This window comes from Streptomyces sp. NPDC052109 (assembly GCF_040680195.1).
Lineage (GTDB): Bacteria > Actinomycetota > Actinomycetes > Streptomycetales > Streptomycetaceae > Streptomyces.
Genome location: NZ_JBFAWF010000009.1, coordinates 278684 through 290315, shown reverse-complemented (window position 1 = coordinate 290315; position 11632 = coordinate 278684). Strand labels below are relative to the sequence as shown.

At 72.0% G+C, this 11632-nt stretch carries 10 protein-coding genes; 5 read left to right on the top strand and 5 right to left on the bottom strand.

The genetic code is table 11. The features are described 5' to 3' along the window. The 4 genes from AB0L59_RS21005 to AB0L59_RS20990 all read left to right on the top strand — a co-directional run. Positions 1–354 (top strand): alpha-glucosidase C-terminal domain-containing protein (locus tag AB0L59_RS21005; RefSeq protein WP_365585660.1); only part of this gene is annotated, 354 nt, incomplete at its 5' end. A gap of 88 nt (positions 355–442) precedes the next feature. Beyond that, positions 443–1837, top strand: coding sequence for a maltokinase (locus AB0L59_RS21000; protein WP_365585657.1), 1395 nt, complete (start codon positions 443–445; stop codon positions 1835–1837). 62 nt (positions 1838–1899) lie between these two features. Next, positions 1900–4098 (top strand): 1,4-alpha-glucan branching enzyme, encoded by a 2199-nt coding sequence (gene glgB / locus AB0L59_RS20995; RefSeq protein ID WP_365585710.1) that lies wholly within the window; start codon positions 1900–1902, stop codon positions 4096–4098. Positions 4099–4166: 68 nt separating this feature from the next. After that, positions 4167–5045: a hypothetical protein gene (locus AB0L59_RS20990; RefSeq protein WP_365585654.1), complete on the top strand. Its 879-nt coding sequence runs from the start codon at positions 4167–4169 to the stop codon at positions 5043–5045. On the opposite strand, the gene AB0L59_RS20985 is transcribed toward AB0L59_RS20990, so the two are convergent. From AB0L59_RS20985 to AB0L59_RS20965, 5 genes are all read right to left on the bottom strand, one after another. Further along, positions 5032–7272: a UvrD-helicase domain-containing protein gene (locus AB0L59_RS20985; protein WP_365585707.1), complete on the bottom strand. Its 2241-nt coding sequence runs from the start codon at positions 7270–7272 to the stop codon at positions 5032–5034. The two genes, AB0L59_RS20990 and AB0L59_RS20985, sit on opposite strands and share 14 nt — an antisense overlap. 181 nt (positions 7273–7453) lie before the next feature. Then, a complete protein-coding gene (trxA, locus tag AB0L59_RS20980; RefSeq protein WP_365585652.1) occupies positions 7454–7786 on the bottom strand; it encodes a thioredoxin in 333 nt (110 codons plus the stop codon). Beyond that, positions 7783–8211 carry a MerR family transcriptional regulator gene (locus AB0L59_RS20975; RefSeq protein WP_365585650.1) on the bottom strand — a complete coding sequence of 143 codons (429 nt, stop codon included), beginning with the start codon at positions 8209–8211 and terminating at the stop codon, positions 7783–7785. Before AB0L59_RS20975 ends, trxA begins: the two co-directional genes overlap by 4 nt. A 57-nt stretch (positions 8212–8268) precedes the next feature. Continuing rightward, on the bottom strand, positions 8269–9033 hold the full coding sequence (locus tag AB0L59_RS20970) for a DUF2127 domain-containing protein (protein WP_365585648.1): 765 nt from the start codon (positions 9031–9033) through the stop codon (positions 8269–8271). 105 nt (positions 9034–9138) lie between these two features. Continuing rightward, complete coding sequence (locus AB0L59_RS20965; RefSeq protein WP_365585645.1) at positions 9139–10812, bottom strand: MFS transporter; 1674 nt, start codon at positions 10810–10812, stop codon at positions 9139–9141. Between the two features lie 134 nt (positions 10813–10946). Here AB0L59_RS20965 and AB0L59_RS20960 point away from each other — a divergent pair, with 134 nt between their 5' ends. Next, a complete protein-coding gene (locus AB0L59_RS20960) occupies positions 10947–11564 on the top strand; it encodes a TetR/AcrR family transcriptional regulator (protein ID WP_365585642.1) in 618 nt (205 codons plus the stop codon). Positions 11565–11632: the final 68 nt, after the last annotated feature.

Here is an 11632-nt window from a genome sequence, read left to right as displayed (position 1 = left end):
AACGTCGAGGCCTCGATGTCCTCGCCGTCCTCGCTGCTGCACTGGACGCGGCGCATGATCGAGATCCGCAAGCAGAACCCTGCCTTCGGACTGGGGTCCTACGACGAGCTGCAGTCCTCCAACCCGGCGGTGCTCGCCTTCCTCCGGGAGTACGAGGACGACCTCGTGCTGTGCGTCCACAACTTCTCCCGCTTCGCCCAGCCCACCGAGCTGGACCTGAGCCGGTTCGGCGGGCGGCACCCCGTCGAGCTGTTCGGCGGGGTCCGCTTCCCGGCGATCGGCGAGCTGCCGTACCTGCTCACCCTCGCAGGGCACGGCTTCTACTGGTTCCGGCTGCGCCGGGACGTGGCGTAACGCCCTGTGGGTGGGGCGGTTTCCACCGTCCCACCCGGGGCACGCATCAGTAACACCCCCGACGACCCGGGGAAAGGACGTGACGCCCGTGGCGGAAACGGTCACCCCCTCCAGCGCTCTCAGTTCCCTGTTCGCTTCGCTCGACCCCCTGCTGCGCGAGTGGCTGCCGAGGCAGCGCTGGTTCGCCGGCAAGGGCCGCCCGGTCACCGGGTTCACCCCCGTGGCCGCCACCGAACTGCTGCCGCCCGACGGCCGGTTGGGCCTCTACCACCTGCTGGTGCGCGTCCACCAGCCGTCCGTGCTGGGCGCCGAGCCCCATCCGGGCGACTGCTACCAGCTCCTCATAGGCGTGCGCGAGGCGCTGCCGCCCCGGCTGGCGCCCGCGCTGATCGGACATGTGGACGAAGGGCCGCTCGCCGGACGCACGGTGTACGAGGCCCTGTACGACCCCCGGCCCGCCGAGGTGCTCCTGGAGGCCCTGCGCACCCAGGCCCGCATCGGCGGGCTGCGTTTCGAGCGGGACCTTCGCCAGGACATCCGGGAGGGCCTGGTGGCCCGGCTGATGACCGCCGAGCAGTCCAACTCCTCCGTCGTCTACGGCGATACGTTCATCCTGAAGCTGTTGCGCCGGGTGGTGCCCGGCGTCAACCCCGACCTGGAGATACCGCTGGCGCTGGCCCGCGAGGGCTGCCCCCGGGTGCCCGCTCCGACCGCCTGGCTGCGCGCCGAGATCGACGAGGAGCCGTACGTCCTGGCGGTGCTCCAGCCCTTCGTCAGCGGGGCGAGCGACGGCTGGGAGCTGGCGCTGCGCGAGCTGGCCAAGGGCGAGGACTTCGCCGCCGAGGCGCGGGCGCTGGGCCGGGCCACCGCCGAGGTGCACACCGCGCTCGCCCGCGCCCTGCCGACGGTCACCCTCGGCCATGTGCAGCTGCAGACGCTGGCCGAGGGGATGACCGAGCGGCTGGCGGCGGCCGTGCAGGCGGTGCCCGGCCTGCGGCCGTACGAGAGCGGGCTGCGCTCGGCCTACCGGGCGCTGGCCGACCTCGCCACCGAGGGCCACACCTGGACCGCCCAGCGGATCCACGGCGATCTGCACCTCGGGCAGTGCCTGCGCTCGCCTTCCGGGGAGTGGTCGCTGATCGACTTCGAGGGCGAGCCGGCCCGGCCGCCGGCCGAACGGCGCCTGCCGCAGCCGCCGGTGCGGGACATCGCGGGGATGCTCCGCTCCTTCGACTACGCGGCCCACTCGGTGAGCCCGCCCGACCCGGACTGGGCCATGGCCTGCCGGGCGGCGTACTGCTGTGGGTACGCGGAGGTGGCCGGCCGCGATCCGCGCACCGACCCGGTGCTGCTGCGGGCCTACGAAACCGACAAGGCGGTTTACGAAGCCGTCTACGAGGCCCGGCACCGCCCCGACTGGCTCCCCGTCCCGCTCTCGGCGATCCGTCGCCTCGCCGCGTCCGACCAGGAGGCTCGTCCGTGACCGCGAAGGGCAAGAAGCACAGCAGGACCGAGGAGAAAACGGTTCCGAAGCAGAAGGCGCCGATGCACGAGCGGCCGGGGACCGCCGTCTCCCCCGCCGACCGTGAACGGCTGCTGCACGGCACCCACCACGACCCGCATTCGGTGCTGGGCGCCCACCCGGTGCCCGGCGGGGTCGTCTTCCGTGCCTTCCGGCCGTACGCGCTGTCGGTCACGGTGGTCACCGACGAGCTGCGGGCCGAGCTGCACGACGACGGCGACGGGTTCTTCTCCGGGCTGCTGCCGCTCAGTGCCCCACCGGAGCACCGGCTGCTGGTGGCGTACGAGGGGAACGTCCTGGACACCGAGGACCCCTACCGTTTCCTCCCCACGCTCGGCGAGCTGGACCTGCATCTGATCGGCGAGGGACGGCACGAGCAGCTGTGGCGGGCGCTCGGCGCGCATGTCACCACCCATCAGGGCGTGGCCGGCACCCGGTTCGCGGTGTGGGCGCCGGACGCGCGGGGCGTGCGGATCGCGGGGACCTTCAACTTCTGGGACGGCACCGGCTTCCCGATGCGCTCGCTGGGCTCCTCCGGGGTGTGGGAGCTGTTCGTGCCGGGGATCGGCGAGGGCGAGGTGTACAAGTTCGAGATCACCCGCCCGGACGGCTCACGCACCCTGCGCGCCGATCCGCTGGCCCGCCGCACCGAGGCCCCGCCGGCGACCGCGTCGGTCGTGCACGCCTCGCACCACGAGTGGGCCGACGGGGAGTGGATGGCGCACCGGGCGGACACCCCGGTGAACGAGGCTCCCTTCTCCGTCTACGAAATCCACCTCGCCTCCTGGCGACCGGGGTTGACCTACCGGCAGCTGGCCGACCAACTCCCCGCCTATGTCCGGGAGATGGGCTTCACGCACGTGGAGCTGATGCCGGTGGCAGAGCATCCCTTCGGCGGCTCCTGGGGCTACCAGGTCACCGGCTTCTACGCGCCGACGGCCCGGCTCGGCACCCCGGACGACTTCAAGTACCTGGTGGACCGGCTGCACCAGGCCGGCATCGGCGTGCTGATGGACTGGGTACCGGCGCACTTCCCGCGCGACGACTGGGCGCTGGCCGAGTTCGACGGGCGCCCGCTGTACGAGCACCACGATCCGCTGCGGGCCGCCCATCCGGACTGGGGCACCCTGGAGTTCGACTTCGGGCGCCGCGAGGTGCGCAACTTCCTGGTGGCGAACGCCGTGTACTGGTGCGAGGAGTTCCACATCGACGGCCTGCGCGTGGACGCGGTGGCCTCCATGCTCTACCTCGACTACTCGCGGGAACCGGGCCAGTGGACCCCCAACGAGCACGGCGGCCGGGAGAACCTGGACGCGGTGGCCTTCCTGCAGGAGATGAACGCCACCGTCTACCGGCGCTGCCCCGGTGTGGTGACCATCGCAGAGGAGTCCACCGCCTGGGACGGGGTCACCCGCCCCACCCACCACAAGGGCCCGAGCGGCTTCGGCGGGCTCGGCTTCGGCCTGAAGTGGAACATGGGCTGGATGCACGACTCGCTGCAGTACATGACCCACGAGCCGGTGCACCGCAAGTACCACCACCACGAGATGACGTTCTCCATGGTGTACGCGTACAGCGAGAACTACGTGCTGCCGATCTCCCACGACGAGGTCGTGCACGGCAAGCGGTCCCTGGTGTCGAAGATGCCCGGCGACTGGTGGCAGCAGCGTGCGGGCCACCGCGCCTACCTGGGCTTCATGTGGGCCCACCCCGGCAAGCAACTTCTCTTCATGGGCCAGGAGTTCGCGCAGGGCGCCGAGTGGTCCGAGGCGCACGGGCCGGACTGGTGGCTGCTCGACCCGTCCTACGGCGCCGAGTCCGACCACCGGGGTGTACGGGATTGCGTACGGGACCTGAACGCGCTGTACCGGGCGACCCCGGCGCTGTGGCAGCGGGACACCGACCCGGCGGGTTTCCAGTGGATCACCGGGGACGCGGCGGACGACAACGTCTTCGCCTTCCTGCGCCTCGACGCCGACGGCTCTCCCCTGCTCTCGGTGTCGAACTTCTCCCCGGTCGTCCGGCACGACTACCGGCTCGGAGTCCCGGACGACGTACCGGCCTGGCACGAGTCGCTGAACACGGACGCCGCGCGGTACGGCGGCGGCGATGTCACGCACCCCGACATCGTCAAACCGGAGCCCCAGGGATGGCACGGCCGCCCCGCGAGCATCCGGCTCACCCTCCCCCCGCTGGCCACGGTCTGGCTCCGGCCGGCCTGACCGGGCGGCGCCGCGCCCTTATAGTGCCCCCAGGTCAACTTCGGTGCACCACGGGGGGACTGGGACGCGTGCGACCTCACAGATCACCGACCGCCCTGCTGTGTGCCGTGGCCGTCCTGTTCCTGGGCGGCTGCGGCACACGGGTGGCCGGAGGCCCGGCGCCCACGGAGACCGGGCCGATCCCGTGGACCGTCTTCGAGCCCTCCGCGGTCACCGCCGCCCGGCTCGCCGCCGACCACCGCACGCTGAGCCTGGACGCGGACGTGCCCAGGGGCGAGCACCCCTGCGTGCGGAACCTCAAGGCCGTGGACACCGACGCCCAGTACGGCGCCGTGCCGGGCACCGTGCATGTGCAGGTCTCCTTCAGCTCGCCGTCCGGTGACCGGCGTTCCGGGTGCACCAAGGAGAGGACCGCCACGGTCCACGTACGGCTGCCCGAGCCGCTGGGCGAGCGGGAACTGGTGGTCGACAACCACACGGTCTTCACCCCCGACGGCGCCAAGGCGCCCGCGCTGCGGCTGTGCGGCCGGCTCGGCTGCCACCCGCCGGCCACGGGCTGCACCACCGCCTCCTACGAGCAGGCGATGATCGCCGTCGGCGCGCCCATGCACTCCTACCGCGACGCCGAGCACTGCGACGGGAAGTGGCTGGTCCTGGACTTCTCCTGGCGCACCGGACCGGCGTGCGGGGACGACACCAGGGACTCCGCCTGCACGTCCCGCCTCGGCGACCGCTACTTCCTCCGCGCGAAGCGCTCCGGCTGGGAGCCGTTCTTCGAGAGCGCGGCCGGAGGGTGCGCGGCCGTGCGGCGCAGGGAACCGGCCTTCCCGACCGCGCTCTGCGCGAAGCTGGCCCCCCTGTCCTCCTCGCTGCACCCGAGCTACCCACCGCCGTCCGCCTCGCCGACGGCCGGCGGGAGCTCCTCCCCGACCGCTACCGCTCGGTGACGCCTACGGCCAGCGCCGTGGGCAGCTCGCCCGTGGAGAGCACCCCGAGCCGCTGGGTGGCGCGGGTCAGGGCGACGTACAGGTCGCTCGTGCCGTAGCGGGCCGGCTCCACCACCAGGACCGAGTCGAACTCCAGACCCTTTGCCTGGCGGGGGTCGAGCAGGACGACCGTACGGGTCAGGTCGGGCTCGGCGCCCGCCGTGACGCCGTCCAGCCGGGTGGCCAGGGAGCGGTGCAGCTCGCGCGGCGCGATGACCGCGAGGCGCCCCTCGGCCGGGGTGAGTTCGGCGACCGCCTTCGCCACGGCCTCGGGCAGGTCGCCGTCGGTCTGCCGCACCCAGGGCCGTACGCCCGTGGAGCGGACCGAGCTCGGCGGTTCGAAGTCCGGGTGCTCGGCGCGGACCACGGCCGCGGCCAGCTCCATGATCTCGGCCGGGGTGCGGTAGTTGACGCCGAGACGGGTGTGCTCCCAGCGGTCCTCGACATAGGGGGCGAGGATGTCCGCCCAGGAGCCGACGCCGGCCGCCTCGGCGGTCTGGGCCGGGTCGCCGACCAGGGTCATCGAGCGGGTCGGGCTGCGCCGCATCAGCAGCCGCCAGGCCATCGGGGACAGCTCCTGCGCCTCGTCCACGATGATGTGCCCGAACGCCCACGTGCGGTCGGCCGCGGCCCGCTCGGCGGCGCTGCGGTGGTCGGCCTCCTCCTGCCGCTCCGCGAAGCGCTCGGCGTCGATGATGTCGTGCGCGGACAGCACCTCCGACGCGTCCGGGTCACCGTCCTCCTTGTCCTCGAACTCGTAGGTCCGGGAGGCGTACGAGACGTCCAGCACGCCCTGCGCGTACGCGATCTGCGTCTCGCGCTCGCGCTCGGCGCGGGCCCGCGCCAGCCGGTCGTCCTCGCCGAGGAGTTCGGCCGCCTCGTCCAGCAGCGGGACGTCGGCGACGGTCCAGGCGCGGGTCACGGGCCGGCGGATCGCGTCCGCGTCCGCCTCCGGCAGGTGGGCGTCCGGTTCGGCCAGGAAGTCGGCGACCAGCCGCTGCGGGGTGATCCTCGGCCACAGCTGGTCGATCGCGGACCAGACCTCCGGGTTCTCGGCGAGCTCGTCGCGGATCTGGCTGATGTCGGAGGCGTCGAGCAGGCTGCTGCCGTCGTACGGGTCGGTGCCCACGCGTTCGGCGTAGAGCTCGGTGAGGGTGTTGAGGATGTACCCCTCGAAGTGCTCGCGGGCGGCGTTGTGCGGCAGCCTGGCGGCGCGGGTGCGCTCACGGGCGACGGAGACCAGACCGTCGTCGAGCATCAGGACCTCGCGGTCGTGCCGGATGGCGATGACCGGGTCAGGCAGGGCCTGCCGGTCGCGGACGACGGCGGCGAGCACGTCGGCCATGGCGGCGCGGCCCTTCACGGCGGCCGCCTCGGGGGTGTCGGTGGCGGTGGCCTTTACCCCGGGGAACAGTTCGCCGACCGTGGCCAGCAGCACGCCGGTCTCGCCGAGCGAGGGCAGCACCTCGCCGATGTAGCCGAGGAAGGCCGGATTGGGTCCGACGATCAGCACGGCCCGGCGGGCCAGCAGCTCGCGGTACTCGTAGAGCAGGTAGGCGGCGCGGTGCAGCGCGACCGCCGTCTTGCCGGTGCCGGGGCCGCCCTCCACGACCAGCACCCCGCGGTAGGGCGCCCGGATGATCTCGTCCTGCTCGGCCTGGATGGTCTGCACGATGTCGCTCATGCGGCCGGTGCGCGCCGAGTTCAGCGCGGCCAGCAGCACCGCGTCCCCGTTGTGGTCCTCGTACCCGGTGCGGGTGGCGTCGCCGAGGTCGAGGATCTCGTCGTGCAGGGAGGTCACGGTCCGGCCCCGGGTGGTGATGTGCCGGCGGCGGCGCAGGCCCATCGGGGTGTGACCGGTGGCCAGGTAGAAGGGGCGGGCGACGTCGGCCCGCCAGTCGATGAGGACCGGGGTGCGCTCGGCGTCGTCCTCGCGCAGCCCGATCCGGCCGATGTGGTGGGCGGCGCCGTCGGCCAGGTCGATCCGGCCGAAGCAGAGCGAGCCGTCGACGGCGTTCAGCGCGGCGAGCAGCCCCGACCGCTCGGCGACCAGGATGTCCCGCTCCAACCGGGCCTGCATGGGCTTGTCGCCCTGGGCGAGCGCGTCCGTGACCGAGGACTCGGCCGCGCCGCGCAGCACGTCCACGCGCGCGTACAGTCCGTCGATGAATTCCTGCTCGCGACGCAATTCATCGTCCGGAAATTCGGTGTTTGACAATTCCGCTCCCGCCCGGATATACTGTGCTCGTTGGACTTCCCCGCGACTCATCCGAATTGAAGTCGCGAACCACTGAATATACGCACAGAAATCCCCCGAGCGCAATTGCTCAGGGGATTTTTTCGTGGGCTGAACGTATTACCGCAGGCCGCTACAGCACATCGGCCAGTTCCTCCAGCAGCCGCCGCTTCGGCCGCGCCCCCACCATCGACCGCACCGGCTCACCGTCCCGGAACACCATCAGGGTCGGCGTCGACAGCACGCCGTAGGCGATGGTCGTCTCCGGATTGCGGTCCACGTCGAGCTGTACGATTTTCAGCCGGTCGCCCTCCTCGGAGGCGATGTCCCTCAGCACCGGCGCGAGCTGCCGGCACGGCCCGCACCAGTCGGCCGTGAACTGCACCAGCACCGGCAGTTCCGAGCCCTTCACCTCCGTGTCGAAATCCGCGTCCGTCACCTCGGCCAGTCCGCTCACCAAGCTCATCGCGCAAGCCCTCCCAGTTCGCACACGGGCTCCGGGCCCCCCGGAACCAGCGCCTCGGCGGCCAGCTCGTCACGGGCCACCTCGGCCCGCCGCAGCTGCCCGGCGACCGTCTCCCGCACCGCCGACAGCTGCCCGATGAGCGCGTCCAGCTCGTCCAGCTTGCGCCGGTAGACCGCGAGCGAGGCCGGACAGGAGTCGCCCTCCGGGTGCCCGGCGCGCAGGCACTCCACGAAGGGCCGCGTCTCCTCCAGCTCGAAGCCGAAGTCCTGCAGCGTACGGATCTGCTCCAGCAGCCGCAGATCACCCTCGTCGTAGGTGCGGTGCCCCTTGCCGTCACGGCGGGCCGGCAGCAGCCCGCGTGCCTCGTAGTAGCGCAGCGTGCGGGTGGTGGTCCCGGCCCGTGCGGCCAGCTCGCCGATTCGCATGCCTACGACCGTAGGGCTTGACGTGGGCGTCAAGGCAAGCGGTGCGCTCCTCTCCTGTCAGACGGTCACCCCCGCCGACTCCTCCACCTCCATCAGGGAGGCGCTGTGCCGCTCCTCCTCGAACGCGCGGCGGCCGCCGCGCAGGCCGAACAGGCGCTTGGCCAGGGCGATGTAGAGGACCGCGAGGACGTTCAGGACCAGCGTGGCGATCTTCAGATAGCTGACCTTCTCGGTGAGCTCGTAGATCTCCAGCGGCAGGAAGGCGGCGGTCGCGACGACGGTCAGGTACTCGGCCCACCTCTTGGCGTACCAGAGGCCGACCGCCTCCACCAGTTCGATCAGCGCGTAGGCGAGCAGCAGGGCGGCGACCACAAGCAGCGTGGAGTGCTTGTAACCGAACGCCTTCTGGATGGAGCCGACGACCGGTGAGTGGTCGAGGTCGTAGTGGAAGTGCCTGAAGACAGGGCGGAAGACGTCCAGGTTCGCGTTGAAGAGCCGGCGCACCGCGTCCTGGCTGTTGCTGAACTTCCACACCGCGACCGCGACCAGCACGATGAACACCCCGCGCACGGCCCGCTCGATCGCGAGGAAGCGCAGGATGAACAGGTCCCGGAGCACCTTGCCGCGCGGTACGAGCGGGGCATCCGCGGCCGGCCCCGACCCGTGCGGCTCGCCGAGCACGAAGTCACCGCAGCGCAGACAGCGCCACACGTCCCCCAGCGCGGTCTCGGCGTGCAGCCGGATCCGCAGCCGGGGGTCGTCGGGCGCGTAGGTGACATGCCCCTTGCGCGCACAGGTCCGCCGGTCCCAGTCGATCGTCATCCCCCGAGCCTCCCAAACACGATTCACACGTACTGACGCCACGCACGAGCGTGCCGTTCCGATTGATCCCGGAGCGGCACGCTAATGGATGGAGGCGGGAACCGTTCAGCCGGCGGCGCTCTCCGCGAGTTCCTTCTCCCGCGTCTTCACGTCCGGCGCGGCGGCTCCACGGCGCGGCAGCAGGAACGCCACCAGGACCGTGCCGATGCCGAGGATCACCGCTCCGACCAGGCTGGTGTGGGCGACGGCGTCGGAGAAGGCGGAGCCGACCGCGTCGGTCATCCGGCGGGCAGCGGCGGCGAGTTCGGTGGCCTGCTGCCTGAGCTGCGCGGCCTGCTGGGGGTCGGAGGCCTTGGCCGCCTGCGCGGCCAGCGCGTGCGCCTTCTCGCCGATGCCCTGGGCGACGGCGTACCCGGCGCCGACCGAGTCCTGCGCGGTGTCGAGGGCGCTCGCCGGGAGCCTGCTGCCGGCGGTGGCGTCGTCGAGGTGGTTGCCGTACGAGGTGGCGAGCAGCGAGCCGAGGATCGCGATGCCGAGCGAGCCGCCGAGCTCCAGCGAGGTGTCGTTGACCGCGCCGCCGACGCCCAGCTCGGACTCCGGGAAGGCGCCCATGATCGCGTCGGTGCAGGGCGAGAGGGCGAGGCCGATGGCGAGGCCGAGGATGATCAGCGGGGCCGCGAAATCGGCGTACGTCGAGCCCGCGTCGACCCGGCTGAGCAGCGCGAGAGCGGTCGTGCCGCCGACCATGCCCGCCGTGACGGTCCACTTCATGCCGACGCGTGGCGTCAGGACGCCGGTCAGGGCGGAGCCGACGAAGACCGCGCCGGCCAGCGGCAGCATCCGTACGCCGGTCTCCAGGGCGTCGTAGCCCAGGACGAACTGCAGGTGCTGGGTGAGGTAGTAGAAGGCGCCGAAGACGGCGAGGAAGAAGAGGGCGACGGCGAGGTTGGAGCCCGCGAAGCGGCGGTGCGCGAAGCGGCGGACGTCGAGGATCGGGCGCGGGTGGCGCAGCTCCCACACCACGAAGGCGACCAGGCCCGCGCCGGCCACGGCGGCCGCCGTGACGGCCTTCACGCCCCAGCCGAAGTGCGGGCCCTCGATGATCATGTAGACGAGGGAGCCGGTCCAGATGACCGACAGCAGGCCGCCGACGTAGTCGATGCGGTCGTGGTGGCCGGCCCGGGAGGGCGGTACGAGGACGAACGCGGCGACGACGGCGACGGCCGCGATGGGCACGTTGATCAGGAAGGTCGAGGACCAGCCGTGGCCGCGCAGCAGGGCACCCGCGACCACGGGACCGGCGGCGATGGCGAGGCCGGCGGTGGCGGTCCAAAAGGTGATGGCCTTGGCCCGCTCCGCCCGCGGGAAGGTGGCGGCGAGCAGGGAGAGCGTGGCGGGCATGATCAGAGCGGCGCCGACGCCCATCACGGCACGGGCCGCGACGACGGTCGCCGCACTGTCGGCGAGGTAGCCGAAGACGGCGCCGCCGCCGAACACCACGAGCCCGAGGACGAGCGCCCCGCGTCGGCTGTACTTGTCGCCGATGGCGCCGAGCAGCAGCATCAGGGCCGCGTAGGGGACGGTGTAGCCGTCGATCACCCACTGCAGGTCGGCGCTGGAGAGCCCGAGGTCCTTCGTCATGTCGGGCGCGGCGACCGTGAGGGCGGTGTTCGCCATCACGATGATCAGCAGGCTCAGGCAGAGCACGAGCAGTGCCCACCAGCGCCGGGCGTACGGGCGCTCCATCTTCTCGACCGGTTCGGTCATGACGAGTCGCATGGCAGGGGTCGCCTTCCTCAGGTGCGCGACGGTGACGGGTGCGGAGTGCTGACTTGCACAATGATGTGCAATTGCACGATCATGTGCAATGTACGCCGTTGCACAGCGCCGTGCAAGTCGGAAGGGAGGGCAGAATGGCCGCCATGACCACGGGTAACACCAGCCGCGCCGACGCCAACCGGCGCCGCATCCTCGACGTCGCCCTCGCCGAACTGCTGCGCGATCCCGACGCCTCCATGGACCAGATCGCGCGCGCCGCGGGAGTCGTGCGACGGACGGTGTACGGCCATTTCCCCAGCCGTGAGGCGCTGATCAGCACGCTCGTCGACGGGGCGGTGGAGGCGCTGATGGCCGTGGACGCCCACGCCCGCGACGGGGTGACGGACCCGGCGGAGTCGGTGGCCCGCTCGGTGCTGGCCCTGTGGGAGGTCGCGGACCGCTACCGGCTGCTGGTCGCACTGGCCCAGCGCACGGTCACCGTCCAGGGCATCCGCGAACGTCTCGCCCCCCTGCGGGCGGGCAAGGTCCGGCTCCTCCAACAGGGGCTGGACGAGGGCGTGTTCAGCTCGCCGCTACCGGCCCCGGCCCTGGCCTACGTGCACGAGCAGATGCTCTTCGCGGTGATGGAGGCGGTGAACGACGGCCTCCTGGCAGCACAGGAGGCGGGCCGCTCGGCCGCGGTCACGGTGCTGACCGCGGCGGGCGTACCCGCCTCTCCGGCCACCGCGCTGGTGGCGAAGGTGAGTGAGTGAACGAAGGAGGCCGGGCGGCTGAGGTACGGGGGAGACTCAGGCGCCCGGCGGCGGTTCCCGGACGCCCG